The organism is Herbaspirillum sp. WKF16 (assembly GCF_028993615.1).
In the GTDB taxonomy this organism is placed as follows: Bacteria; Pseudomonadota; Gammaproteobacteria; order Burkholderiales; family Burkholderiaceae_D; genus Herbaspirillum.
This window is the reverse complement of the sequence record NZ_CP118632.1, coordinates 3,569,080-3,595,042: the sequence shown is the minus strand read 5'-3', so window position 1 is coordinate 3,595,042 and position 25,963 is coordinate 3,569,080. Positions and strand designations below refer to the sequence as shown.

17 protein-coding genes are annotated in these 25,963 nt (G+C 66.3%); 9 read left to right on the top strand and 8 right to left on the bottom strand.

What is annotated here, in order from left to right; genetic code table 11:
• The first annotated feature begins 39 nt into the window (after positions 1-39).
• Positions 40-711: a ribose-5-phosphate isomerase RpiA gene (gene rpiA / locus Herbaro_RS16225; RefSeq protein ID WP_275010650.1), complete on the top strand. Its 672-nt coding sequence runs from the start codon at positions 40-42 to the stop codon at positions 709-711.
• 1,126 nt (positions 712-1,837) lie between these two features.
• Here the strand turns inward: rpiA and Herbaro_RS16220 are convergent.
• The 3 genes from Herbaro_RS16220 to argA form a co-directional block, all read right to left on the bottom strand.
• Positions 1,838-4,624: a M16 family metallopeptidase gene (locus tag Herbaro_RS16220; RefSeq protein ID WP_275010649.1), complete on the bottom strand. Its 2,787-nt coding sequence runs from the start codon at positions 4,622-4,624 to the stop codon at positions 1,838-1,840.
• Positions 4,625-4,747: 123 nt separating this feature from the next.
• Positions 4,748-5,020, bottom strand: a complete 273-nt coding sequence (locus tag Herbaro_RS16215; protein WP_275010648.1) for an oxidative damage protection protein — start codon at positions 5,018-5,020, stop codon at positions 4,748-4,750.
• A 111-nt stretch (positions 5,021-5,131) separates the two neighbouring features.
• Complete coding sequence (gene argA / locus Herbaro_RS16210) at positions 5,132-6,445, bottom strand: amino-acid N-acetyltransferase (protein WP_275010647.1); 1,314 nt, start codon at positions 6,443-6,445, stop codon at positions 5,132-5,134.
• A 162-nt stretch (positions 6,446-6,607) separates the two neighbouring features.
• Here argA and hrpA point away from each other — a divergent pair, with 162 nt between their 5' ends.
• The 3 genes from hrpA to dcd all read left to right on the top strand — a co-directional run bounded on the left by hrpA (position 6,608) and on the right by dcd (position 12,022).
• Complete coding sequence (gene hrpA / locus Herbaro_RS16205) at positions 6,608-10,654, top strand: ATP-dependent RNA helicase HrpA (protein ID WP_275010646.1); 4,047 nt, start codon at positions 6,608-6,610, stop codon at positions 10,652-10,654.
• Positions 10,655-10,718: 64 nt separating this feature from the next.
• Positions 10,719-11,360, top strand: a complete 642-nt coding sequence (locus Herbaro_RS16200) for a hypothetical protein (RefSeq protein WP_275010645.1) — start codon at positions 10,719-10,721, stop codon at positions 11,358-11,360.
• Between the two features lie 92 nt (positions 11,361-11,452).
• Positions 11,453-12,022: a dCTP deaminase gene (gene dcd / locus Herbaro_RS16195; protein ID WP_275010644.1), complete on the top strand. Its 570-nt coding sequence runs from the start codon at positions 11,453-11,455 to the stop codon at positions 12,020-12,022.
• A gap of 1,976 nt (positions 12,023-13,998) precedes the next feature.
• Here dcd and Herbaro_RS16190 read toward each other — a convergent pair.
• Positions 13,999-14,925 (bottom strand): LysR family transcriptional regulator, encoded by a 927-nt coding sequence (locus tag Herbaro_RS16190; protein WP_275010643.1) that lies wholly within the window; start codon positions 14,923-14,925, stop codon positions 13,999-14,001.
• 109 nt (positions 14,926-15,034) lie between these two features.
• Between Herbaro_RS16190 and Herbaro_RS16185 the strand changes: the two genes are divergently transcribed.
• Both Herbaro_RS16185 and Herbaro_RS16180 read left to right on the top strand, forming a co-directional pair.
• Positions 15,035-15,673, top strand: coding sequence for a chromate transporter (locus Herbaro_RS16185; RefSeq protein ID WP_275010642.1), 639 nt, complete (start codon positions 15,035-15,037; stop codon positions 15,671-15,673).
• A complete protein-coding gene (locus Herbaro_RS16180; RefSeq protein ID WP_275010641.1) occupies positions 15,670-16,200 on the top strand; it encodes a chromate transporter in 531 nt (176 codons plus the stop codon). The genes Herbaro_RS16185 and Herbaro_RS16180 overlap by 4 nt, the downstream gene beginning before the upstream one ends.
• Positions 16,201-16,227: 27 nt before the next feature.
• On the opposite strand, the gene Herbaro_RS16175 is transcribed toward Herbaro_RS16180, so the two are convergent.
• From Herbaro_RS16175 to Herbaro_RS16160, 4 genes are all read right to left on the bottom strand, one after another.
• Positions 16,228-16,419 (bottom strand): helix-turn-helix transcriptional regulator, encoded by a 192-nt coding sequence (locus Herbaro_RS16175; protein ID WP_275010640.1) that lies wholly within the window; start codon positions 16,417-16,419, stop codon positions 16,228-16,230.
• Positions 16,420-16,424: 5 nt separating this feature from the next.
• Positions 16,425-16,820 carry a hypothetical protein gene (locus Herbaro_RS16170; protein ID WP_275010639.1) on the bottom strand — a complete coding sequence of 132 codons (396 nt, stop codon included), beginning with the start codon at positions 16,818-16,820 and terminating at the stop codon, positions 16,425-16,427.
• A gap of 167 nt (positions 16,821-16,987) precedes the next feature.
• Positions 16,988-19,240 carry an arginine/lysine/ornithine decarboxylase gene (locus Herbaro_RS16165; protein ID WP_275010638.1) on the bottom strand — a complete coding sequence of 751 codons (2,253 nt, stop codon included), beginning with the start codon at positions 19,238-19,240 and terminating at the stop codon, positions 16,988-16,990.
• Positions 19,241-19,433: 193 nt separating this feature from the next.
• Complete coding sequence (locus Herbaro_RS16160) at positions 19,434-19,928, bottom strand: dihydrofolate reductase (RefSeq protein ID WP_275010637.1); 495 nt, start codon at positions 19,926-19,928, stop codon at positions 19,434-19,436.
• A 473-nt stretch (positions 19,929-20,401) separates the two neighbouring features.
• Between Herbaro_RS16160 and Herbaro_RS16155 the strand changes: the two genes are divergently transcribed.
• From Herbaro_RS16155 to Herbaro_RS16145, 3 genes are all read left to right on the top strand, one after another.
• Complete coding sequence (locus Herbaro_RS16155) at positions 20,402-22,021, top strand: glucan biosynthesis protein G (RefSeq protein ID WP_275010636.1); 1,620 nt, start codon at positions 20,402-20,404, stop codon at positions 22,019-22,021.
• Complete coding sequence (gene mdoH, locus Herbaro_RS16150) at positions 21,994-24,606, top strand: glucans biosynthesis glucosyltransferase MdoH (protein WP_275010635.1); 2,613 nt, start codon at positions 21,994-21,996, stop codon at positions 24,604-24,606. The genes Herbaro_RS16155 and mdoH overlap by 28 nt, the downstream gene beginning before the upstream one ends.
• 87 nt (positions 24,607-24,693) lie before the next feature.
• Positions 24,694-25,893: an efflux RND transporter periplasmic adaptor subunit gene (locus Herbaro_RS16145; protein WP_275010634.1), complete on the top strand. Its 1,200-nt coding sequence runs from the start codon at positions 24,694-24,696 to the stop codon at positions 25,891-25,893.
• The last annotated feature ends 70 nt before the right edge of the window (positions 25,894-25,963 follow it).

Below are 25,963 nucleotides of genomic sequence, written 5' to 3'. Positions count from 1 at the left end.
CTTCATTTCAAAGAATCATTTACGTTTGACTGAAAAATCATGACTCAAGACGAACTCAAGCAGGCGGTCGCCAAGGCCGCCATCGACTACGTGGTGGACGGTGAAATCATCGGCGTGGGCACCGGCTCCACGGCCAATTTCTTCATCGATGAACTGGGCAAGATCAAGCACCGCATCAAGGGCGCGGTGGCGTCCTCGGAAGCCACCGCCGAGCGCCTGCGCTCGCACGGCATCCAGGTGTTCGACCTCAACGACGTCGAGACCATGCCGGTCTACATCGACGGCGCCGACGAGATCAACGGCGAGGGCGCCATGATCAAGGGCGGCGGCGCGGCATTGACGCGCGAGAAGATCGTGGCGTCGGTGGCGCGCAAGTTCGTCTGCATCGCCGACGGCTCCAAGCTGGTCGAGGTGCTGGGCAAGTTCCCGCTGCCGGTGGAAGTAATCCCGATGGCGCACGCCGTGGCCGCGCGCAAGCTGGCCGCGCTGGGCGGCGAGCCGCGCCTGCGCGTGAAGGAAGGCAAGCCGGTGGTCACCGACAACGGCTGCTACATCATCGACGTGCTGGGCCTGGCCATCACCGACCCGGCCGGCGTCGAGGACAAGATCAACAACATCGTCGGCGTGGTCACCAATGGCCTGTTCGCGCGCCAGGGCGCCGATGTCTGCCTGCTCGGCACCGCCGATGGAGTGAAGAAGCTGGAGTTCTGATATCCGTGTGGTATCGGCCCCGGTGCAGTCGGGGCGCTGATGAAAAAGGCCGTGTCAGTGACACGGCCTTTTTCATTGGCGCAGTTCGCTATGCCCCGACGGCCGCTGAACGACGCTGGGTTCCTGCTTTCGCAGGAACGACAGGGAGGAGGGGCTTGTTCCTTCGCAGGTCGCGCTATCTCACTGCCTGTCGTCCCCGCGAAAGCGGGGATCCAGTGGCTTTCGTCGCGCCCCGACGGCCGCTGAACGACGCTGGGTCCCTGCTTTCGCAGGAACGACATGGAGGAGGGGCTTGTTCCTTCGCAGGTCGTGCTATCTCACTACCTGTCGTCCCCGCGAAAGCGGGGATCCAGTGACTTTCGTCGTGCCTCGACGTTCGCTGAACGACGCTGGGTTCCTGCTTTCGCAGGAACGACATGGAGGAGGGGCTTGTTCCTTCGCAGGTCGCGCTATCTCACTGCCTGTCGTCCCCGCGAAAGCGGGGATCCAGTGGCTTTCGTCGCGCCCCGACGGCCGCTGAAGACGCTGGGTTCCTGCTTTCGCAGGAACGACATGGAGGAGGGGCTTGTTCCTTCGCAGGTCGCGCTATCTCACTGCCTGTCGTCCCCGCGAAAGCGGGGATCCAGTGGCTTTCGTCGCGCCCCGACGGCCGCTGAACGACGCTGGGTTCCTGCTTTCGCAGGAACGACATGGAGGAGGGGCTTGTTCCTTCGCAGGTCGTGCTATCTCACTACCTGTCGTCCCCGCGAAAGCGGGGATCCAGTGGCTTTCGTCGCGCCCCGACGGCCGCTGAAGACGCTGGGTTCCTGCTTTCGCAGGAACGACAGGGAGGAGGGGCTTGTTCCTTCGTAGGTCGCGCTATCTCACTGCCTGTCGTCCCCGCGAAAGCGGGGATCCAGTGGCTTTCGTCGCGCCCCGACGGCCGCTGAAGACGCTGGGTTCCTGCTTTCGCAGGAACGACATGGAGGAGGGGTTTGTTCCTTCGCAGGTCGCGCTATCTCACTGCCTGTCGTCCCCGCGAAAGCGGGGGATCCAGTGACTTTCGTCGTGCCTCGACGTTCGCTGAACGACAGGGAGGAGGGGCTTGGCGCGCCAGCGGTGCGAGTGCGGCCGGCGCATGAGGGGCTTACTTCTGCCCCGCCTTCGCCTCATCCCGCGCAATCACCACGCTCATCTTCGCCGGATCGAAATACTTGCGCGCCGCGGCGTTGACCTGGTCCAGCGTCAGGTCGGCGATCTTGAGGTCGAGCTGCTGCTGCCAGGAAAAGTCGCGTCCCAGGTTCAGCAGCGAGGTCCAGCCGGCGGCGACGCCGCCGTCAGTGGCGCGCTGCTGGTTGCGCTGCTGCAGGATGCCGGACTTGGCGCGCAGCAGCTCGTCCTGGGTGAAGCCGTCCTTGATCAGGCGGGCGATTTCCTCGCGCACGGCGGCGTCCACGCGGTCCAGGTTCTGCGGGGCGGCGATGGCGCGCACCACGAAATTGCCGGCGTCGCTGACGGCGCCCACGTTCAGGCCCGAGCCGATGCCGTAGGACAGGCCTTCCTGCTGGCGCACCCGGTCGGCCAGGCGCGACTTCAGGCTGGCGCCGCCCAGCAGGTAGTTGGCCACGGCCAGCGCCGGGTAATCCGGATCGCTGTCGAGCAGGCGCACGTTCTGGCGGGCGTAGTAGACGCCATTCTCCTTGTCCGGCGTGTTGACCACTTCACGCGTGGCGGCGATGTCGGCCCAGGTGGGCAGTACGCGCGCATAGGGCGCGGCGCTGTTCCAGCCGCCGAAGGCCTGGTCGATGGCCGTGCGCGCGGCGGCCGGGTCGAAGTCGCCCACCACCGCCAGCTCGCCGTTGGAGGCGCCGTAGAAGCGCTCATGGAATTGCCTGACCTGTTCCAGCGTCACCGCGCGCAGGGCGGCGATGCGCTCGTCCAGTGTTTGCGCGGCGCGCCAGTCGCCCGGCGGGTAATGGTTGAAGTGCTGCGCCAGCGCTTCGGCGGCGCGCGCCTCGGGCTCGTTGCGCGAGGCCTCCAGCGAGACCAGGGTCTCGTCCTTGAGCTGCGCGAACTCGGCGGGGTCCAGGCGCGGCCGGCGCAGCACCTCGGCCACCAGCGCCAGCGCCGGCGCAAGGTTGGCGCGCGTGGTCTGGAAGGTGTAGACGTTGCCGCTGATCTTCAGGCGCGTGAATTCGTCGGCCAGCTGGCGGCGGTCCAGGCGCTCGGTGCCGCGCATGAGCATGGCGGCGGTCAGTTGCGCCACGGCGCGCTGGCCGAACAGGGTTTGCCGGTCGCCGAACTCCAGGTTCATGCGCACCGATACCGTCTCCCCGCGCGACTTCTTGGGCAGCAGCGCCAGCTTGAGCGCGGTATGCGGCGCCTGGCCGGCCGGGATCAGCGTGGTGCGCTGCTGGATGTTGCCCGGCGCCGGTTCGAAGGCTTCGCCGGCGGCTACCGGCGGGCGCGGCTTGTACTGCGCCAGCAGCGCATCGAGCGAGGGCGCGGCCGGCACTTCGGTGCGCTGCGGTTGGTCCTCCGGCAGGTACAGGCCGACGGTGCGGTTGTCGCGGCGCAAGTATTTCGCGGACGCAGCGGCGACCTCGGCCGCGCTCACGCGCTGTTCCTCGTCGCGGTCGGCGAACAGCAGGCGCCAGTCGCCCAGGGCGATGGCCGACGACATCGCCACCGCCAGCTGCTGCGGATTGTTCTGCAGCTTCTCGAAGCCGTTGCCGCTCTCGCGGCGCAGCCGGTTCATTTCCTCGTCGCTGGGCGGCGTGGCCGCGAAGGACTCGATGGCGGCGATCAGCTCCTGCTTGACCGGCTCGATGTCCGCGCCGGCCTTGACCGCGGCCACGATCATCTGCAGCCCCGGCGCATAGCCGCTGAGCTGCATCTGGTAGATCTCGCTGGCGCGGCCGGTCTCCACCAGCGACTTGTGCAGGCGGCCGTTGGGCGTGTCGGCCAGGATGGCGCCGGCGAAGGAGAGCGCGTTGGCGTCCGGATGCAGCGCCGACGGCATCTTGTAGGCCACCGCCACCAGCTGGATGTCGCCCTTGCGGCGAACCACGAACTGGCGCTCGCCGTCCTGCACCGGTTCCACCGTCCAGAACTCAGGCAGCTTGCGCTTGGGCTTGGGCATACGGCCGAAGCTCTGGCCGACCCATTGCAGCGCCTGCACCGGATCGAACTTGCCGGCGATCAGCAGCACCGCATTGTCGGGCTGGTAGTAGGTGCGGTAGAAGGCCTGCAGGTTCTCGATCTTCACGTTCTCGATGTCGCTGCGGTTGCCGATGGTGGCGCGGCCATAGCTGTGCCAGTCGTAGGCCACGCTTTGCATGCGCTTCAACATCACGCTGTTGGGCTGGGTCTCGCCGCTTTCGAACTCGTTGCGCACCACGGTCATCTCGGTGTCGAGATCCTTCCTGGCGATGTTCGAGTGCAGCATGCGGTCGGCTTCCATGGCGATCGCCCAGCGCAGGTTGTCGGCGCCGGCCTGGAAGGTCTCGTAGTAGTTGGTGCGGTCCAGCCAGGTGGTGCCGTTGAAGTTCATGCCGCGCTTGCTGAACTCCTGCGGGATCGCCGGATAGCCGGGCGATCCCTTGAACATGAGGTGTTCCAGCAGGTGGGCCATGCCGGTCTCGCCGTAGTTCTCGTGGCGCGAGCCGACCAGGTAGGTGATGTTGACGGTGACGGTGGGCTTGGAGTCGTCCGGGAACAGCAGGACCTTGAAACCGTTGGCGAAGCGATATTCGGTGATGCCCTCGGCCGAGGGGCCTTGCGTCACGCCCGGCGGCAATGCCGGGGCGACCCTGGCGTTGGCGCGTGCCGGGACGGCGACGTCGGCCGCATGGACGGGCAGGGCAGGCAGGTTCAGCAGCGTGATGGAAAGACTGACGGCGAGGACGGAAATGCGCGGTGCACGGAAGGGCAACTTGTTCTCCAGCGGGCTAAGGTAGGAAGAGGCATTGTAGTGCCACTTGGCGCGCGGGATGGGGCGCAAAGAAAAACGCCGCCGGGGATTGCTCCGCGGCGGCGTTCCCGGGTGCGGCCGGGCTCAGTCGCTGGGCGGCACGTAGCCTTGCGCGGCGTCGGCGCCTTCGCCGAAGAAGTGCTTCTCCATCTGGGTGGCCAGGTACTTGCGCGCGCGCGCGTCGGCCAGCATCAGGCGGTTCTCGTTGACCAGCATGGTCTGGTGCTTGAGCCAGGCGGCCCAGGCTTCCTTGGAGACGCTTTCATAGATGCGCTTGCCCAGTTCGCCCGGGTACGGCGGGAAGTCCAGGCCTTCGGCTTCCTTGTTCAGTTTGATGCAGTGGACCATGCGTGCCATGTCGATTCCTTGTTCAGTTGGGGTGTTGCGCCGGCGACGGCGGCTCTGCGTGATGCTGCTTTCGTCGAGCCTGCCCGCTGCCGGCAATGATGCGATGCTGGATGGGTATTGTCAGTAGAGATTCTTGATCAGCACCTGCGACTTGCGCTGCCAGTTGTAGATCTGCTGGCGATCCTGCGGCAGGTCGTTGACGCCGGCCAGCATGAAGCCGCGCTTCAAGAACCAGTGCGAGGTGCGGGTGGTGAGCACAAACAGCTTGGTCAGCCCGGCCTCGCGGGCGCGCGTCTCGATGTGCTTGAGGATGCGGTCGCCGTCGCCCTGGCCCTGCACTTCGGGATTGACGGTAAGGCAGGCCATCTCGCCCATGCGTTCCTTGGGGAAGGGGTAGAGCGCGGCGCAGCCGAAGATCACGTTGTCGTGCTCGATCACGGAGAAGTAATGGATCTCGCGCTCGATCAGTTCGCGGCCGCGCTTGACCAGGGTGCCGTCGGCTTCCAGCGGCTCGATCAGCCTGAGGATGCCGCCCACGTCCTCGATGGTGGCCTGGCGCAGGCTTTCCAGGTTCTCGTAGGTGACCATGGTGCCCACGCCATCGTGGGTGAACAGTTCCAGCAGGGCCGAGCCGTCGGTGTTGAGCGGCACGATGTGCGCGCGCGAGACGCCGGCGTTGCAGGCCTTGACCACGCTGGCCAGGTAGAAGGCGGCGTCGGCCGGCAGGAAGCCCGCCGACAGCACGGCCTCGGCCTGGTGCGAGGACAGCTCGCGGATCTCGGCGCCGCCGGCGTCCTTCATCAGCGGCGTTTCCGACAGGAAGATCAGCTTCTCGGCGCGCAGCGCGATGGCCGCCGAGACGGCCACGTCTTCCATGGTCAGGTTGAAGGCCTCGCCGGTGGGCGAGAAGCCCAGCGGCGAGAGCAGCACGATGCCGCCGGCGTTCATGATGGGCTGGATGACGTCGGCGGCGATCTTGCGCACCACGCCGGTCAATTGCAGGTCGACGCCGTCGATCACGCCCATTGGACGCGCGGTGACGAAGTTGCCGGAGATCACCCGGATCGCGGCGTGCGCCATCGGCGTGTTGGGCAGGCCCTGGCTGAAGGCGGCCTCGATGTCCAGGCGCAGTTCGCCGGCGGCTTCCTTGGCGCATTCGAGCGCGGCGGCGTCGGTCACGCGCAGGCCGTTGTGGAAGTGCGCCTCGACGTTGCGCAGCGCCAGCTGCTCGGCCACCTGCGGGCGCGAGCCGTGCACCACCACGATACGGATGCCCAGCGCCAAGAGCAGCGACAGGTCCTGGGCCAGCACCTGCAGGCCGCCGGCGGTGACCAGCTCGCCCGGAAACGCGACCACGAAGGTCTTGCCGCGGAAGGCGTGAACATAGGGTGCGACCGAGCGCAGCCAGTTGACGAATTGGGTCTGATTTTCCATGATGCGCATTATAACCATCGTCGCGCCGCGGCGTCGGCCGCCGGCGCGGCCGGGGCGCGATTTGTCCCGGTTTGTTGCAAATCGGCAGGCAAGCCGGGCCGCGCGCCGGGCGGCCGCCTCCAGCCTGCCCGGGGAGGGCGCGACGGGTATAATGTCGGCCTCATGTCCGTTACCAAAGCACCTACTCCCCCATCGTCCGGAAAACCGCAACCGGACGAGCAGCGCCGCCGGCGCCCACAGACCGGATCCGCCGCCGGCGCGGTAGCGCAACAGGCGCCGCGCAATCCCTTGCCGCCGGTCACCTTCCCGGAAGAGCTCCCGGTCTCGGGCCGCCGCCATGAAATCGCCGAGGCGCTGCGCCGGCACCAGGTCGTCATCGTCAGCGGCGAGACCGGCTCCGGCAAGACCACCCAGCTGCCCAAGATCTGCCTGGAGCTGGGGCGCGGCGAGAAGGGCCTGATCGGCCATACCCAGCCGCGCCGCATCGCCGCCTCCTCGACCGCCAAGCGCATTGCGCAGGAATTGAATTCGCCGCCGGGCGAGCTGGTCGGCTACAAGGTGCGCTTCAACGACACCTTGTCCAGGGGCGCATGGATCAAGCTGATGACCGACGGCATCCTGCTGGCCGAGACGCAGACCGATCCGCTGCTGCGCCAGTACGACACCATCATCATCGACGAGGCGCACGAGCGTAGCCTGAACATCGACTTCCTGCTGGGCTACCTGAAGCAGCTGCTGCCCAAGCGCCCCGACCTGAAGATCATCATCACCTCGGCCACCATCGACGCCGACCGCTTCGCGCGCCACTTCGGCCGCGAGGTGAACGGGGAAGTGGTGCCGGCGCCGGTGATCGAGGTCTCGGGCCGCCTGTATCCGGTCGAGATCCGTTACCGCCCGATCGACAACGCCGACCGCAGCGGCGTCTCCACCGAAGTCGCGCAGGCGCGCGCGCGCGCCGAAGGGCGCGCCTCCCAGGCCCAGAAGGACCGCGAGCAGCGCGACCTGATGGACGCCGTGGTCGACGCCGTCGACGAGCTGGCGCGCCTGGGCTCGGGCGACGTGCTGGTGTTTTTGCCGGGCGAGCGCGAGATCCGCGACGCCGCCGAGGCGCTGCGCAAGCACCATCCGCCGCACGTGGAGATCCTGCCGCTGTTCGCGCGCCTGTCGGCGGCCGAGCAGGAGCGCGTGTTCAAGATCAGCAATGCGCGCCGCATCGTGCTGGCCACCAACGTCGCCGAGACTTCGCTGACCGTGCCGGGCATCCGCTACGTGGTCGATGCGGGTCTGGCGCGCGTGAAGCGCTACAGCTACCGCAACAAGGTCGAGCAGCTGCAGATCGAACCGGTGGCGCAGTCGGCCGCCAACCAGCGCGCCGGCCGCTGCGGCCGCGTGGCCGCGGGCGTGTGCATCCGCCTCTACGACGAGCAGGATTTCCAGGGCCGGGCCAAGTTCACCGATCCCGAAATCCTGCGCTCCTCGCTGGCCTCGGTCATCCTGCGCATGAAGTCGCTGCACCTGACCGATGTCGAGAGCTTCCCCTTCATCGAGCCGCCGCCCGGCCGCGCCATCGCCGACGGCTACCAGCTGCTGCAGGAGCTGGGCGCGGTGGAGGAGCAGGACGGCGTCAACCGCCTGACCGCGCTGGGCCGCCAGCTGGCCAAGCTGCCGCTGGACCCGCGCGTGGGCCGCATGATCCTGGCCGGGCGCGACAACGCCTGCCTGAGCGAATTGCTGATCATCGCCGCCGCGCTGTCGGTGCAGGATCCGCGCGACCGGCCGATGGAGGCGCAGAACGCGGCCGACAATGCGCACAAGAAGTTCGCCGACGAGAAATCCGAATTCACCAGCTACCTCAAGATCTGGAAGTGGTTCGAGGAGGCGATCGCCCACAAGAAGTCCAACCGCCAGCTGCAGGACCATTGCCGGGAGAATTTCCTCTCGCAGCTGCGCCTGCGCGAGTGGCGCGACGTGCATTCCCAGCTGCTGACCATCGTCAAGGAGCAGAACTGGCGCCTCAACGAGGCGCCGGCCACCTACGATCAACTGCACCTGGCGCTCTTGACCGGTTTGCTCGGCAACATCGGTTTCAAGGGCGAGGACGACGCCCAATACCTGGGCGCGCGCGGCATCAGGTTCAACATCTGGCCCGGCGCCCACCTGACCAAGAAGCCCGGCCGCTGGGTCATGGCCGCCGAGCTGGTAGACACCGCGCGGCTGTACGCGCGCTGCAACGCCAACATCCAGCCCGAGTGGCTGGAGAAGATGGGCGGCCACCTGCTCAAGAAGTCCTGGGGCGAGCCGCGCTGGGAGAAGCGCGCCGCGCAAGTCACGGCCAGCGAGCGCGCCACGCTCTACGGCCTGGTGGTGTACAGCCAGCGCCGCATCAACTACGGCAACATCAATCCCGCCGAGGCGCGCGAGATCTTCATCCGCGACGCGCTGGTGGGCGGCGACTTCGAGACCCGCGCGCCGTTCTTCGCGCACAACCAGAAGCTGGTGCGCGAGATCGAGAACCTGGAGCACAAGTCGCGCCGCCTGGACGTGCTGGTGGACGATGAGCTGATCATCGCCTTCTACGACAAGTTGATCCCGGCCGAGATCTGCAACGGCGTCGACTTCGAGAAATGGCACAAGCAGGCCACCGCCGAGGACCCCAGGCTGCTGTACCTGAACCGCGACGAGCTGATGCGCCACGAGGCGGCCGGCGTCACCACCGAGCTGTTCCCCAAGACCATGAACGTGGCTGGCATCGCCATGGCGCTGTCCTATCACTTCGAGCCGGGCGCGGCGCGCGACGGCGTGACCTTGACCGTGCCGCTGTATGCGCTGAACCAGGTCTCGGCCGACCGCTGCGAGTGGCTGGTGCCGGGTATGCTCAAGGAAAAGGTGCACCTGCTGATCAAGTCGCTGCCGCAGAAGCTGCGCCGCCATTGCGTGCCGCTGCCGGACTACGCGGCGAAGTTCTGCGAGCGCATGGATGAGCGCAAGACCTTCGGCCGCGGCAACCTGACCGACGCCATCATCGCCGACATCCGCGAGCAGATCACCCTCCTGGTCAAGGCCAGCGACTTCAAGCAGGAGACGCTGTCGGCGCACCACGCGATGAACTTCAAGATCGTCGACGAGCACGGTCGCCAGCTGGAGATGGGACGCAACCTCGCCGCGTTGCAGGCCGAGTTCGGCGGCCAGGCGCGCCAGCAGTTCCAGAAGCTGGCCGAGCAGGTGGCGATCGCCCCGCGCGAAGACGACGCCGAAGACGCGGCCCCGGCCCCGTCCCCGTCCTCGGCCGCCAAGGGCGGCCAGAAGGCGCAAGCCGCTCCCGCCGCGGCGCCGGTCTCGGCCGGCGAGTACGGCAACCTCACCGGCTGGAGCTTCGGCGAACTGCCCGAGCTGCTGGAGATCACGCGCGGCGCCGGCCGCCAGGCGCAGACGCTGATCGGCTTCCCGGCGCTGGTGGATCGTAACACGCACTGCGACCTGGAAGTCTTCGACGACCCGGCCGAGGCCGCACGCTTCCACCGCACCGGCTTGCGCCGCCTGTTCGCGCTGCAGATGAAGGAACAGCTCAAGTTCCTGGAGAAGAACATTCCCGGCCTGCAGCAGATGGGCATGCAGTTCATGGCGCTGGGTTCGCAGGAAGAGCTGCGCGAGCAGATCCTGAACGCCGGCCTGGAACGCGCCTTCCTGCAGGATCCGCTGCCGCGCAACGCCGACGAGTTCAACCGCCGCCGCGACGAGGGCAAGGCGCGGCTGAGCTTGCTGGTCAACGAAATTGCCCGGCTGTGCGCTTTGGTGCTGGCCGAGTACCACTCGCTGCCCAAGAAGCTGCAAGGCATCAAGGCGCACGCCCAGGCCGCGGCCGACATGCAGGCGCAGCTGGCGCAACTGGTCGGCAAGCGCTTCGTGGCCGAGACCGATTACGGCAACCTGAGCCACTACCCGCGCTACCTCAAGGCCATCAACGTGCGGCTGGACAAGTTGCGCGCCGACCCCGCGCGCGACACGCGCTTGCTGGCCGAGTGGAACCTGGTGGCGCTGCCCTACCAGCGCGGCCTGAAAGACCGCGCCGGCCGCGCCGATCCCAAGATGACCGAGTTCCGCTGGATGCTGGAAGAGCTGCGCGTGTCGCTCTATGCGCAGGAGCTCAAGACGCCCATGCCGGTGTCGGTCAAGCGGCTGCAGAAGGTGTGGGAGAGCATGCAGCGCTGAGCGCGATTTGCCGGCGCCGGCGCTGCTGGTAGAGTGTGCAGTCCGATCGAAACGAGGGGGAGACATGTTGCACAAATTCGGCAGTGCCTTGCCCGCGGTGCGCGGCATCGGCGGGAAGGCGGCGCTGCTGGCCGCCGCCGCGCTGTTGTCGGCCTGCGCCGCCCGGCAGATCGATACCCAGGCCTTCGTCGACATCCCGGTCGAGGTGCCGCGCCTGCTGGTGGTGTACCAGCCGTCGCAGCCGGGCGCGGAGGGCGCTGCGCCGGCCGCTTCGACGGCGCAGCGCGAACAGTTGAACGACGCCCTCGGCGACTCCCTGGAAGCGCGGCTGCCGGACCGGCTCAATGCCGCCGGCGTCAACGCGCTGTTCGTGCGCGCGGCCAACGTCACCACGGTGCTCAATTCGAAGACCGCCCGCTCGGCGGTGTCGCACGTGCTCTACCTGCGTATCCAGGATGACCGGCAAGAGTGCTCCGGCGCCGCCAGCTGCGCCTATCGCGTGACCCTGCGCGCCACGCTGCTGCGCTCGGGCGCGGCGCCCACGCTGTGGCGCACCGACCTGCAGGAGGCCTATTTCACTTCCTCGCGCATCGACGCCGCGCGCTTCGACGACCTCAGCGAGCAGCTGGCCCGCGCGGTGGCGCCGATGATCAGGACGCCGGCGCCGCGCGAGCCGTCCGCGGAGAACGCGGACGAAAGCCGCTGAAATCGGCCCGGCAGCGGCCGGCCCGCCGCAATCCCGCATGACACGGCCTTTTTCGCGTAAAATTGCCCATCTTTTGAAATTGTCGAAATACCATGTCCATCAAGTCAGATAAGTGGATCCGCCGCATGTCGGAGCAGCACGGCATGATCGAGCCCTACGAGCCGGGCCAGGTGCGCCTCTCGGCCGACGGCAGCAAGATCGTCTCCTACGGCACTTCGTCCTACGGCTACGATATCCGCTGCGCCGACGAATTCAAGATCTTCACCAACATCAACTCGACCATCGTCGATCCCAAGAACTTCGACGAGAAGTCCTTCGTGGACTTCAAGGGCGACGTCTGCATCATCCCGCCGAACTCCTTCGCGCTGGCGCGCACGATGGAATACTTCCGCATCCCGCGCAGCGTGCTGACCATCTGCCTGGGCAAGTCGACCTACGCGCGTTGCGGCATCATCGTCAACGTCACGCCCTTCGAGCCGGAATGGGAAGGCTACGTCACCCTGGAGTTCTCTAACACCACGCCGCTGCCGGCCAAGATCTACGCCGGCGAGGGTTGCGCGCAGGTGCTGTTCTTCGAGAGCGACGAGATCTGCGAGACCTCCTACAAGGACCGCGGCGGCAAGTACCAGGGCCAGCACGGCGTGACGCTGCCCAAGACCTGAGCGGGGTTCAGGCGCTCGGCAAGACAGGGTGTTGCAAAGAAAAATGCCGTTCAGTCCAGCACTGAGCGGCATTTTTTTTGATCGGATAACAAAACCGTTCGGACCGAGTAGATCCGCAGGAGCGTATCGAAGGCGCTACCGTGGCAAACGTGAGGGCGCCTTCGATACGCCGCCTGGGCGGCTACTCAGTCCGAACGGGATGCGGTATCCGAGGTTTCGGTGGATTGGGCGGCGGCGCACTTGACGCCGCTTCTGCTGCGTCCCGTTTTTGATCGGTTAACAAAGAACCGTTCGGACTGAGTAGATCCGCAGGATCGTATCGAAGGCGCTACCGTGGCAAACGTGAACGCACCTTCGATACGCCGCCTGGGCGGCTACTCAGTCCGAACGGGATGTTGATATCCAGTGTCTTGGTGGATTGGGCGGCGGCGCACTTGACGCCGCTTCTGCTGCGTCCCGTCTTTGATCGGATGACAAAGAACCGTTCGGACTGAGTAGATCCGCAGGATCGTATCGAAGGCGCTACCGTGGCAAACGTGAGGGCGCCTTCGATACGCCGCCTGGGCGGCTACTCAGTCCGAACGGGATGCGGTATCCGAGGTTTCGGTGGATTGGGCGGCGGCGCACTTGACGCCGCTTCTGCTGCGTCCCGTTTTTGATCGGTTAACAAAGAACCGTTCGGACTGAGTAGATCCGCAGGAGCGTATCGAAGGCGTTACCGTGGCAAACGTGAGGGCGCCTTCGATACGCCGCCTGGGCGGCTACTCAGTCCGAACGGGATGCGGTATCCGAGGTTTCGGTGGATTGGGCGGCGGCGCACTTGGCGCCGCTTCTGCTGCGTCCCGTTTTTGATCGGATGACAAAGAACCGTTCGGACTGAGTAGATCCGCAGGATCGTATCGAAGGCGCTACCGTGGCAAACGTGAGCGCACCTTCGATACGCCGCCTGGGCGGCTACTCAGTCCGAACGGGATGCGGTATCCGAGGTTTCGGTGGATTGCGCGGCGGCGCACTTGACGCCGCTTCTGCTGCGTCCCGTTTTTGATCGGATAACAAAGAACCGTTCGGACTGAGTAGATCCGCAGGATCGTATCGAAGACGCTACCGTGGCAAACGTGAGCGCACCTTCGATACGCCGCCTGGGCGGCTACTCAGTCCGAACGGGATGCGGTATCCGAGGTTTCGGTGGATTGGGCGGCGGCGCACTTGGCGCCGCTTCTGCTGCGTCCCGTTTTTGATCGGATGACAAAGAACCGTTCGGACTGAGTAGATCCGCAGGATCGTATCGAAGGCGCTACCGTGGCAAACGTGAGGGCGCCTTCGATACGCCGCCTGGGCGGCTACTGAGTCCGAACGGGATGCGGTATCCGAGGTTTCGGTGGATTGGGCGGCGGCGCACTTGACGCCGCTTCTGCTGCGTCCCGTTTTTGATCGGATAACAAAGAACCGTTCGGACTGAGTAGATCCGCAGGATCGTATCGAAGACGCTACCGTGGCAAACGTGAGCGCACCTTCGATACGCCGCCTGGGCGGCTACTCAGTCCGAACGGGATGCGGTATCCGAGGGTTCGGTGGATTGCGCGGCGGCGCACTTGACGCCGCTTCTGCTGCGTCCCGTTTTTGATCGGATAACAAAGAACCGTTCGGACTGAGTAGATCCGCAGGATCGTATCGAAGGCGCTACCGTGGCAAACGTGAGCGCGCCTTCGATACGCCGCCTGGGCGGCTACTCAGTCCGAACGGGATGCGGTATCCGAGGTTTCGGTGGATTGGGCGGCGGCGCACTTGACGCCGCTTCTGCTGCGTCCCGTTTTTGATCGGATGACAAAGAACCGTTCGGACTGAGTAGATCCGCAGGATCGTATCGAAGGCGCTACCGTGGCAAACGTGAGCGCACCTTCGATACGCCGCCTGGGCGGCTACTCAGTCCGAACGGGATGCGGTATCCGAGGGTTCGGTGGATTGCGCGACGCCGCTCAACGCCGCTTCTGCTGCGCGCTCAGCTTGCGCGCCTCCTCGCGCATCAGCGACGCCGCGCCGCTGACGCCTTCTTCCCTGTAGGCCAGGTGCAGCGGCGCCTTCAACTCGGGGGAATCGTTCAGCCTGAGGTAGACGATGCCCTCGGCATTGACCCGCGTCATCGAAGCCGGGATCACCGATACCCCCAGGCCGGCGGCCACCAGCGACAGCGTGGACAGGTTCTTGCGCGCCTCCTGCATCACGCGCGGCGAGAAGCCCGCGGCGTGGCAGGCGGCGATGATGGTGTCGTACAGCCCGGGGCCGCTGGGGCGGCGCGTCATGATGAAGGACTCGTCGGCCAGCGCCGCCAGCGCGATGCTCTTCCTGCGGCCGTTGCCTGCCAGCGGGTGGTCCGCCGGCAAGGCCGCCAGCATCTCCTCGACCAGCATCGGTTCCATCGTCAGGCCGCTGGCGTCGCCCACCGGCGAGCGCACGAAGGCCAGGTCCAGCTGCTTCTGGCGCAGCGCCTCGACCAGCTCGGTGGTGTTGGTTTCTTCCACCGTCAGCGCGACGTCGGGCGCCACTGCGCGAAAGGCGCGGATCACCGAATGCACGAAAGGATGCAGCGAGGCCGATTCGGTGAAGCCGACCGCGACGCGGCCCATCTTGCCCTCCGAGATGCGGCGCACGCCGGCGACGGTGGAGGCCAACTGGGCCAGGATGGCGCGGGCGTCGGTCAGCAGCGCCGCGCCGCTCTCGGTGAGCTCCATGCCGCGCGGCAGGCGATTGAACAGGGTCACGCCCAGCTCCTTTTCCAGCACGCGTATCTGCTGCGACAGCGGCGGCTGCTGGATGCCGATGCGCTGCGCCGCCTTGGTCAGGTGGCCCTCTTCGGCGACGGCGATGAAGTAGCGCAGCAGGCGCAGGTCGATCTGGGGTGACATATCGTATGAATATGAATTAAGTATTTGACATATATTAGACAAAAACCCTACCCGGTAGTAGCCTTTCGTTCATGCGGCAATCACGCCGTCACCGCAAGACGAGATCAGCATGAACACTTCCGCCCCCGGCCCGGACACCCCGGCAGCGCTGTCAGCGCCCCCCACTTCCAGAGAACTCTTCTCAGGCTTCCTCGGCCTGGGCATGACCGCCTTCGGCGGCGCGCTGCCGCTGGCGCACCGCATGATCGTCGAGCGCCGCCGCTGGCTTTCCGAGCCTGAATTCGTGCAATTGCTGGGGCTGTGCCAGTTCCTGCCGGGCGGCAACATCATCAATCTCTCGGTCGCGCTGGGCATGAAATTCCGCGGCGTGAAGGGTGCGCTGGCGGCCATCTCCGGCCTGATCGCGGTGCCCTCGGTGGTGGTGGTGCTGCTGGGCATGATCTACCAGCACTTCCAGCACGACCCCAACGTCAGGCACCTGTTCGCCGGCCTGGCAGCGGCCGCCGCCGGCCTGCTGATCCAGATGGCGATCAAGATCGCGCTGCCGCTGCGCAAGAACCTGGTGCTGGCGGCGGTCGCGGTGGCCTGCTTCGTGGCCATCGCGCTGGTGCGCATCCCGCTGGTGTGGGTGATGCTGGTGATGACGCCGATCAGCGTGCTGCTGACGGCGCGCTACGGCGACAAGTTCGCCGCCAAGGCGCCGCCCAAGGACGTTGCCAAAGACCCGGCGAGGGAGGGCGCGAAATGAGCCAGACCCTGATCGCGCTGGCCGTCATCATGACCCAGCTCTCGGTGCTGGCCTTCGGCGGCGGCAACACCATCCTGCCGGAGATGCAGCGCCAGGTGGTGGAAGTGCATCACTGGATGACGGCCGAGGACTTCAGCGCGCTGTTCGCGCTGGGCCAGGCCGCGCCCGGCCCCAACCTGATGGTGGTGACGCTGGTGGGCTGGCACGTCGCCGGCTTCTGGGGCATGCTGGTGACCACCTTCGCCAAGTTCGGCCCGTCCTCGCTGATCACCATCGTCATGCTGCACGTGTGGGAACGCTTCAAGGACAAGCCCTGGCGGCGCCACGTGCAGGCCGGCCTGTTGCCGGTGACCGGCGGCCTGGTCGCGGCCTCGGCCCTGCTGATCGCCCAGGCCTCGATCACCCACGGCTTCCTGGCGGCGATCACGGCGGCCACCGCGGTGATCGCGCTCAAGACCAAGGTCCATCCGCTGTGGTTGCTGTTCGGCGGCGCGCTGGCCGGGTTTTTCTACCTCGGTTCGTTCTGAACCGGGCGCATTCTCCCGATTGCTTCCTTACTCCGGCCTGAAGATCTCCTCGATCTTCAGGCCGAACACCTTCGCCATGGCGAAGGCCAGCGGCAGGCTGGGGTCGTAGCGGCCGGTTTCGATGGCGTTGATGGTCTGGCGCGAGACGTCCAGCCGGGCGGCCAGTTCGGCCTGGCTCCAGCCCAGCTGCGCGCGCAGTCCGCGGACATTGTTTTCCATGCGCGTCAGTGCTTCGGGCGGCTGCGGATGGCTTCGCTCACGCTGAGCAGGGCCCACACCGCGCCCATCACCGGCCAGACCGTAAACATGCTGAGCTTGGGGAAGCCGGCGTTTTCCAGAAAACCGTAGGTGAAGGTCCAGCCGGCGGTGATGCCGGCCGTGATGGCCAGGTGCTCCACCGAGACCTTGCGCATGAATTCGTCGGAACGGCGGATCTGGCGCACCACGGCCCAGATGCCGAGGACGAAGGGCAGCATCGGGCTGACGAAGACGACGGTTTGCAGCGCGCCGTGTTCCAGCCGCATGCCGTAGCGCACCGAGACCACCAGGGTCAGCATGTAGAGGAGGAGGGCACCGCCCATTTCCTTGTAATAGCGGTTGTAGTGCTTCATTTCCGACATGGCGGGCTCCGTGAGAGTGTGTAAAGTATGCTTTACATCATAGGGAGCGATAAATCGGATGTCAAGCATGCTTTACATCGTTCTTTCATCGGCGAAGCAAGAAAAAAGCCGACACCGGAATCCGGTGTCGGCTTGATCCTTGCCTGCCTGCCTGTTCTGGGAGGGGCTCAGCGCTTGACGCAGTCCACGAAGTAGTCGCGGCGGCCGTTGACTTCGCGCTTGACCAGGCCGTGCACATCGGTTTCGAAGCCCGGGAATTTCTCGTTGAAGTCGCGCGCGAATTTCAGGTAGTCGACGATGGTCTTGTTGAAGATCTCGCCCGGGATCAGGAGCGGGATGCCCGGCGGATACGGGGTCAGCAGGATCGAGGTCACGCGGCCTTCCAGCTCGTCCAGCGGCACGCGCTCGATCTCGCGGTGGGCCATCTTGGAGAAGGCGTCCGAGGGCTTCATGGCGGGCTGCATGTCCGAGAGGTACATCTCGGTGGTCAGGCGGGCCACGTCATAGGCGCGGTAGGTCTCGTGGATCTGCTGGCACAGGTCGCGCAGGCCGAGGCGCTCGTAGCGCGGGTTGCGCTGGGCGAACTCGGGCAGGATGCGCCAGATCGGCGCGTTCTTGTCGTAGTCGTCCTTGAACTGCTGCAGCGCCGTCACCAGGGTGTTCCAGCGGCCCTTGGTGATGCCGATGGTGAACATGATGAAGAACGAGTACAGGCCGCACTTCTCGACGATGACGCCGTGCTCGGCCAGGTACTTGGTCACGATTGAGGCGGGGATGCCGGTTTCGCCGAACTGGCCGTCCAGCGCCAGGCCGGGGTTGACGATGGTGGCCTTGATCGGGTCGAGCATGTTGAAGCCCGGCGCCAGGTTGCCGAAACCGTGCCAGTCGTCCTCGGCCTTGATGACCCAGTCCTCGCGCTCGCCGATGCCGTCCTCGGCAAACTTGTCCGGGCCCCAGACCTGGAACCACCAGTCATTGTCGAACTCCTGGTCGATCTTCTTCATGGCGCGGCGGAAGTCCAGCGCCTCGAGGATGGATTCTTCCACCAGGGCGGTGCCGCCCGGCGCTTCCATCATGGCCGCGGCGACGTCGCAGGAGGCGATGATGGAGTATTGCGGCGAGGTCGAGGTGTGCATCAGGAAGGCTTCGTTGAAGGCGTCCTGGTCCAGCTGCACGGTTTCCGATTCGCGCACCAGCACCTGCGATGCTTGCGACAGGCCGGCCAGCAGCTTGTGGGTCGACTGGGTGGCGAAGATCATCGACTTCTTGGCGCGCGGACGATCCTTACCGATAGCGTGCATGTTCTTGTAGAAGTCGTGGAAGGTGGCGTGCGGCAGCCAGGCTTCGTCGAAGTGCAGGGTGTCGATCTCGCCGTCGAGCATTTCGCGCAAGGTTTCGACGTTGTAGACCACGCCGTCGTAGGTCGACTGCGTGATGGTCAGGATGCGCGGCTTCTTGTTCTTGGCTTCGCGGGCGAAGGGATTGGCTTCGATCTTCTTCTGGATGCTTTCCAGCGTGAACTCTTCCAGCGGGATCGGGCCGATGATGCCCAGGTGGTTGCGGGTCGGCATCAGGAACACGGGGATCGCGCCGGTCATGATGATCGAGTGCAGGATCGACTTGTGGCAGTTGCGGTCCACCACCACGATGTCGCCCGGGGCGACGGTGGAGTGCCAGACCATCTTGTTGGAAGTCGAGGTGCCGTTGGTGACGAAGTAGCAGTGGTCGGCGTTGAAGATGCGCGCGGCGTTGCGCTCCGAGTTGGCGACCGGTCCGGTGTGATCCAGCAGCTGGCCCAGCTCTTCCACGGCGTTGCAGACGTCGGCGCGCAGCATGTTCTCGCCGAAGAACTGGTGGAACATCTGGCCCACCGGCGACTTCAGGAAGGCCACGCCGCCCGAGTGGCCGGGGCAGTGCCAGGAATAGGAACCATCGTTGGCGTATTCCACCAGCGCGCGGAAGAACGGCGGCGCCAGGCCGTCGAGGTAGGACTTGGCTTCGCGGATGATGTGGCGCGCCACGAACTCCGGGGTGTCCTCGAACATGTGGATGAAGCCGTGCAGCTCGCGCAGGACATCGTTGGGGATGTGACGCGAGGTGCGGGTTTCGCCGTACAGGTAGATGGGGATGTCGGCGTTCTTGTGGCGGATCTCGCCGACGAAGGCGCGCAGGGCCTTGAGCGCGAAATCGGTGTCCTCGTCGGAGCCCGAGCCCAGTTCCTCGTCGTCGATCGACAGGATGAAGGCCGAGGCGCGCGACTGCTGCTGCGCGAACTGGGCCAGGTCGCCGTAGCTGGTCACGCCCAGCACTTCCATGCCCTCGGCCTGGATCGCGTCGGCCAGCGCGCGGATGCCGAGGCCCGAGGTGTTTTCGGAGCGGAAGTCTTCGTCGATGATGACGATGGGGAAACGGAATTTCATTGTGTTCTCCAGGGCTTGAGCGCGTCAGCGCCGGAGAGGCGTTAGCGCTCAGGGGTGAAAAGGAACTGCGCCTGGGCTGGCAGGGCTTGCGCGCCGAAAAAAAAGAAAGCCGGATTGTCGCAGATATGCGCGAAACAGGTGCGCTGTTTCAGAAAAAACCGGGGAAAAACAACATCCGCCCGGCGCGGCCGGTTCAACGTCTTTCGTATGTCACAAATGCGTAGTTCAAACCGGCGCTGTCGGAGCGGTGCGCTTCGCGCGCGGTCTCTTCCCACTGCTGGGGATCGAGGACGGGGAAGAAGGCGTCGCAGTCGAACGCCTGCTCGATGCGCGTGACGATCAGGCGGTTCACCAGCGGCAGCGCCTCGGCGTAGACCTGCGCGCCGCCGATGATGAAGGCCGGCTCGTCGCCGGCCAGGGCGGCCGCGGCCGGCAGCGAGGCGGCAGTCTCCACGCCCTCGTGTTGCCAGCCGGCATTGCGCGTGATCACGATATTGCGGCGGTTGGGCAGCGGCCGGCCGATCGACTCGAAGGTCTTGCGGCCCATCAGGATGGCGTGGCCGGACGTGGTGCGCTTGAAATGGGCGAGGTCTTCCGGCAACCGCCAGGGCAGGGTGTTGTTGATGCCGATGCCGTTGTTCTGGTCGGTGGCGACGACGATGGTGAGCTTGCCTGCGGAAGTGGACATGCGCGTTCAGGATGGATGTTGGGTTGGGCGGCCGGCGGCGACGGCGAGTCTGGATCGCCCCCGCGCCGTCGCTGGAGCCGCAATGTTACAGGAGGCATGCTGCATCACGGAACTTTCTGTGCCACCGCCGCCCTTATACCAGACAGCGTATGGATCGAAACAGTTTCGACCGCCTGCCCGGGCGCCGCCACGGAAGAGTTAGGGCGAGCGCCGCCGCCACGGGTTGCGTTGACGGTTCCTCGCAGGCGCCGCCTCCGTCGGCCCGGCATTTCCCGTCGGCGGGATTGTCGGCGGGAAATATCTCCGGCAAATGCCGGATTCAAGCCATCCGCACGAACAATTCACGCGACATTTGGGTAAACTAGCGCCTGCTTTCCACGCCGGGCCGGAGGTTCATCCGCCGTCCCGCGCGGGAACAGTCCGGCGGCGGTTCGATCCGCAGCCGGGGGAAAGCACTCCAACCAGAAAATTGCATGTCAGACAAAACAATAATGCCGCTTCACTCCACCTCATGGCCCGCGCCGGGATCCACGTCCGCGCGCGGCGCCGCAAGACCGTCCTGGTGGCGCCGTCTTGTTGTTCCGGCAACCCTGGTGGGTTTGCTGGCGTTTCATTCGGCGGCATTCGCCTTCGATTTCAATACCGTGGCCGCGCGCGCCAAGGCGCTGGCCGGCAAGTCGTACAAGAAGCCTTCCGACGACCTGCCCAAGTCGATCAAGGACCTGAGCTACGAGCAGGCCAACCAGATCCACTTCCGCGCCGACAAGGCCTGGTGGCGCACGCAGAAGCTGCCGTTCGAGCTGTCCTTCATCCACCTCGGCGGCAATTTCAACGAACCGGTCAAGGTCAATGAAGTGGTCGGCGGCGCGGTGCGCGAGATCAGCTTCAGTCCGGCGCTGTTCGACTACAGCGCCAACCGCGGCATCGACCCGCGCCAGCTGCGCAACGTCGGCTTCGCGGGTTTCCGCATCCGCTATCCGGTCAATTCGGGCAAGGTCAAGGACGATGTGCTGACCTTCCACGGCGCCAGCTACTTCCGCGCCATGGGCCGTGGCCAGGGCTACGGCCTGTCGGCGCGCGGGCTGGCGATCGACACCGCGCTGTATTCCGGCGAGGAATTCCCGCGCTTCACCGAGTTCTGGCTGGAGCGTCCCTCGGCCGAGGCCAAGGAACTGGTGGTCTACGCGCTGCTGGATTCGCCGCGCGCCACCGGCGCCTACCGCTTCGTGCTCAAGCCCGGCGTCGACACGGCGATGGACGTCAAGGCGCAGGTCTACCTGCGCAGCAACGTCACCAAGCTGGGCATCGCGCCGCTGACCAGCATGTTCCTGTTCGGCGAGAACCAGCCGGGCCCGGGCGACGATTTCCGTCCCGAGGTGCATGACTCGGACGGCCTGTCGATGCAGTCCGGCACCGGCGAGTGGCTGTGGCGCCCGCTGGTGAACCCCAAGCGCCTGCTGGTGACGTCCTTCTCGTTCGACAACCCGATGGGCTTCGGCCTGATGCAGCGCGACCGCGAGTTCGCCAGCTACCAGGACCTGGACTACAACTACCAGGCGCGTCCCAGCGCGTGGGTGGAACCCAAGGGCAAGTGGGGGGCGGGCCGCGTGGAGCTGGTGCAGATCCCCACGCCCGACGAGACCAACGACAACATCGTCGCCTACTGGATTCCCAACACCATGCCCAAGCAGGGCCAGCCGCTGAACGTGGAATACCGCCTGCTGTGGCAGAAGGACAATGAAAAGCGTCCGCCGCTGGCCTGGGTGACCCAGACCCGCTTCGGCCACGGCTACCGTCCGCGCCAGGAAGGCAAGCAGGACGACAGCCAGGCCCTGGCGATCGACTTCGACGGCGGCGCGCTCAAGAAGCTGCCGGCCGGCGCCCGCGTCGAAGGCGTGGTGGAAGCCGACGCCAACGGCAAGATCGCGAGCGTGACCACTCGCAAGAACGACATCACCGGCGGCTGGCGCATCGAAGTCAAGCTGCGCCGGGTGGAAGATAACAAGCCCGTCGAGCTGCGCGGTTTCCTGCGCAATGCCAACGGCGGCACAACCTTGTCAGAAACGTGGAGCTACATATTACCCCCCAACTAAGGCAGACGACGGCCGCATCCCGGGCGCTCGAGGACTATCTCGAGCGCCTGCCGTTGTCGGCCGGACAGCGCCGCGAACTGGCTCAACGCACTGAAGAGATCGGCTCCGGCGATCCGGTGGCCGACCTGCACCGCGTGCTGGCCGAGGCCTCCGGGCGCGGCGCGGATTCCGATCCCGCCGCGGGCGCCCCCGCCTCGGTCGACGCGCGCCTGCGCCTGATGTATCCGGCCGCCGCGGAAGGATCCGCCGCGCCCGCAGCCGGCGTTGCGCCGGCCATCGGCCGCGATCGCGGCGCGCCGAGCATCGCCGTGGCGCCGCCGCTGAACCGCAAATCCATGGTGCCGCGCCCCTGGGGCGAGTTGAATCCGTTCGCCCGCTGGGTCGAGGAAGAAAACCATCGCCTTGAGCATCGCCCCAGCCGCTGGCGCCGCAAGAAGGCCAAGGCCGCCCCCGAGCACCCGCCCGAGCCGCACTACGTCGAAGACCACCTCGACAAGTCCGATGCGCCCGACCCCAAGGGCTACTGGCAGCGCACCGGCAATGTGCGCCGCATCACGCTGCTGGTGCTGATGGTGCTGCAGACCTCGATGGCCACCTACTTCATGAGCGACGTGCTGCCCTACCATGGCACCAAGCCGCTGGAGATGCTGGTGCTGGGCCTGTTCGCGCTGCTGTTCCTGTGGGTGTCGGCCGGTTTCTGGACCGCCATGACCGGCTTCCTGGTGCTCATGCGCGGCGACGACGAATACCTGATCTCGCACGAGAAGGCCGGCAACCGGGAGATCGCGCCGGAGGCGCGCACTGCCATCGTCATGCCGATCTGCAACGAGGACGTGGCGCGCGTGTTCGCCGGCCTGCGCGCCACCTACGAGTCGCTGGAGCGCACCGGCCAGCTGCAGCACTTCGACTTCTTCATTCTCTCCGACAGCGGCGAGGCCGACATCTGCGCCGCCGAGACCGCGGCCTGGGCCGCGCTGTGCCGGGAGACCGGCGGCTTCGGCCGCATCTTCTACCGACACCGCCGCCGGCGCGTCAAGCGCAAGAGCGGCAACCTGGACGACTTCTGCCGCCGCTGGGGCGCCGACTACCGCTACATGGTGGTGCTGGACGCCGACAGCGTCATGACCGGCGAATGCCTGACCAAGCTGACCCGCCTGATGGAAGAGCATCCCGGCGCCGGCATCATCCAGACGGCGCCGCGCGCGGCCGGGCGCGACACGCTGTACGCCCGCATCCAGCAGTTCTCCACGCGCGTGTACGGCCCGCTGTTCACGGCCGGCCTGCACTACTGGCAGCTGGGCGAGTCGCACTTCTGGGGCCACAACGCCATCATCCGCCTGAAGCCCTTCATGAAGCACTGCGCGCTGGCGCCGCTGCCGGGCCGCGGCAACCTGTCCGGCCCGATCATGTCGCACGACTTCGTCGAGGCCTCGCTGATGCGGCGCGCCGGCTGGTCGGTCTGGATCGCCTACGACCTCGACGGCAGCTATGAAGAGATGCCGCCCAACCTGCTCGACGAACTGAGCCGCGACCGCCGCTGGTGCCAGGGCAACCTGATGAACTTCAAGCTGTTCCTGGCGCGCGGCATGCACGTGGTGCACCGCGCGGTGTTCGTCACCGGCGTCATGGCCTACGTCTCGGCGCCGCTGTGGGCGCTGTTCCTGCTGTTGTCCACGGTGCTGCTGGCGGCGCATACGCTGATCGACCCGCAATACTTCACCTCGCCGCGCCAGCTGTTCCCGATCTGGCCGGAATGGCATCCGGAAAAGGCGCTGGCGCTGGTCTCGGCTACCGCCACCATCCTGTTCCTGCCCAAGGTGCTGGCGGTGCTGCTGTTCGCGGTGAAGGGCGCGCGCGGCTTCGGCGGCGCATTGGCGCTGCTGGTGAGCATGGTGATCGAGCTGCTGTTCTCGATGGCGCTGGCGCCGGTGCGCATGCTGTTCCATACCCGCTTCGTGCTGGGCGCCTTCTTCGGCTGGAACGCCGGCTGGAAGTCGCCGCCGCGCGCCGACAACGAGACCGTCTGGGGCGAGGCGCTGCGCCGCCACGGCTGGCACTCGCTGTTGGGTGTGGTGTGGGGCGGGGTGGTGTTCTGGCTTAACCCGTCCTTCATCTGGTGGCTCATCCCCATTGCCGGTTCGCTGGCCGTGTCGGTGCCGGTCTCGGTGCTGTCGTCGCGAGTGTCGTTCGGCCGCGGCTTCCGTCGCGCCGGCCTGTTCAAGATCCCGGAAGAGACCACGCCGCCGTTCGAGCTGCTGGAGACCGTGCGCCACTTCAACGAAACGCCGGCCCTGCCGGGCTTCGTCGAGGCGGTGGTCGATCCGTCCTTCAACGCGCTGGTCTGCGCCACCGCGCATGCGCACCCGGCGGTGCCGCAACTGACCCGGCACCTGCGCGAGAAGCTGGTGCGCAGCGCGCTCAAGGACGGCCCGGACGCCCTGAACGACAAGCAGAAGAACAGCCTGCTGGAAGAACCCGGCCTGCTGTCGCAGCTGCACCAGCAGGTCTGGAGCGGCGCGCCGGAAGTGCATGCCGACTGGCTGGCCGCATTGCGCCGCGTGCCGGCGCAGGCGGTGGTCGCCTGAGGGAGGCGGCGCCGTCTTGCCTGCGCGGCCGGAGTAATCCGGCCGTCATCATTTTCTGAAATCATATTGCCGACCACGCAAGCGACCATGAGCGAGCAACACGACACCACTCCACCACGGCAGCCCGCGGCTGCGCACACCGCCTCGCGCAAGGCCGCGCTGGCCGGCGGCGCGCTGCTGGCGGCGCTGGTCGCCGGCGGCGTGGCGTTCTGGCAGACCCGCCCGGCGACGCCGCCACCCAAGCCGGTGGCGCTCAAGCTGGAAACGGTGAAGGTCGAGACGGCCGACATCGAACAGGTGGTCAACGCCACCGGCAACGTGGTGGCGCAGAACTACGTGGACGTGGGCGCCAAGGTCGCCGGGCAGATTGCCGACGTCGACGTGGCCATCGGCGAGACGGTCAAGGCCGGCAAGCTCCTGGTGACGATCTCGCCGGCCGTGCAGAACGGCCGCATCGAAAACAACCGCGCCCAGCTGGCGCGCCTGAAGGCCGAGCTGGCCGGGCAGAACGCCCAGCTCGATTTCGCCCAGCTGCAGTTCCAGCGCCAGACCCAGTTGAAGGCCGAGAACGCCACCCGCGAGGAATCCTACGAGTCCTCGCGCATGAACATGTACGCGGCGGCCGCGCGGGTGGACGCCACCAACGCGCAGATCCAGCAGACCGAGGCCGGCATCCGGGACGACGAGGCGATCCAGAAGCAGAACCGCATCGAGGCGCCGGTGGGCGGCACCATCGTCACCATGAACGCGCGCCCCGGCCAGATGGTCGGCGCCAGCCAGGAAGCGCTGATGCGCATTGCCGACCTGTCGCGCATGACGGTGCAGGTGCCGGTGGCCGAGGAAGATGTCACGCGCCTGCAGAAGGGCATGACCGCCTACTTCACCACGCCCGGCTACCCCGGCAAGCGCTGGAGCGGCAAGCTGCGCCAGATCATGCTGCTGCCCACCGACGATTCCGGCCGCCACGGCAAGAAGGCCTTCTACACGGTGCTGTTCGATGTGGCCAACCCCAGTCGCGAACTGATGAGCGGCATGACGGCTGACGTCTACTTCGTGCTGGCGCGGGTGGAGCATGCGCTGACCATTCCGCTCTCGCTGGTGACCAAGCCGGGGCTGGACGGCACCCAGGGCGTGAAGGTGGTGGCCGAGGGCGGCAAGCTGGAGGCGCGCCGGATCAAGATCGGCATTCGCGACGGCGAGCGCGCCCAGGTGCTGTCGGGCCTGAAGGCAGGCGAGCAGGTGCTGCTGCCGGCCAACCCGCCGGCGCCGGCCGCGCCGGCCCAATAATCGATCCAATAATCGGCCCAATGCCGGCTCGGCCGAATTCTTTAAAATGGAGGTCTGCGGGGATGCTCCG

Bases quoted from the DNA above. Each gene is read 5' to 3' on its own strand.
- Herbaro_RS16145 (WP_275010634.1), top strand. From the start codon at position 24,694: ATGAGCGAGCAACACGACACCACTCCACCACGGCAGCCCGCGGCTGCG.
- Herbaro_RS16175 (WP_275010640.1), bottom strand. From the start codon at position 16,419: ATGGAAAACAATGTCCGCGGACTGCGCGCGCAGCTGGGCTGGAGCCAG.
- hrpA (WP_275010646.1), top strand. From the start codon at position 6,608: ATGTCCGTTACCAAAGCACCTACTCCCCCATCGTCCGGAAAACCGCAA.
- Herbaro_RS16190 (WP_275010643.1), bottom strand. From the start codon at position 14,925: ATGTCACCCCAGATCGACCTGCGCCTGCTGCGCTACTTCATCGCCGTC.
- Herbaro_RS16215 (WP_275010648.1), bottom strand. From the start codon at position 5,020: ATGGCACGCATGGTCCACTGCATCAAACTGAACAAGGAAGCCGAAGGC.
- Herbaro_RS16155 (WP_275010636.1), top strand. From the start codon at position 20,402: ATGTCAGACAAAACAATAATGCCGCTTCACTCCACCTCATGGCCCGCG.
- Herbaro_RS16180 (WP_275010641.1), top strand. From the start codon at position 15,670: ATGAGCCAGACCCTGATCGCGCTGGCCGTCATCATGACCCAGCTCTCG.
- argA (WP_275010647.1), bottom strand. From the start codon at position 6,445: ATGGAAAATCAGACCCAATTCGTCAACTGGCTGCGCTCGGTCGCACCC.
- Herbaro_RS16165 (WP_275010638.1), bottom strand. From the start codon at position 19,240: ATGAAATTCCGTTTCCCCATCGTCATCATCGACGAAGACTTCCGCTCC.
- Herbaro_RS16200 (WP_275010645.1), top strand. From the start codon at position 10,719: ATGTTGCACAAATTCGGCAGTGCCTTGCCCGCGGTGCGCGGCATCGGC.
- Herbaro_RS16185 (WP_275010642.1), top strand. From the start codon at position 15,035: ATGAACACTTCCGCCCCCGGCCCGGACACCCCGGCAGCGCTGTCAGCG.
- dcd (WP_275010644.1), top strand. From the start codon at position 11,453: ATGTCCATCAAGTCAGATAAGTGGATCCGCCGCATGTCGGAGCAGCAC.
- rpiA (WP_275010650.1), top strand. From the start codon at position 40: ATGACTCAAGACGAACTCAAGCAGGCGGTCGCCAAGGCCGCCATCGAC.
- Herbaro_RS16160 (WP_275010637.1), bottom strand. From the start codon at position 19,928: ATGTCCACTTCCGCAGGCAAGCTCACCATCGTCGTCGCCACCGACCAG.
- Herbaro_RS16170 (WP_275010639.1), bottom strand. From the start codon at position 16,820: ATGTCGGAAATGAAGCACTACAACCGCTATTACAAGGAAATGGGCGGT.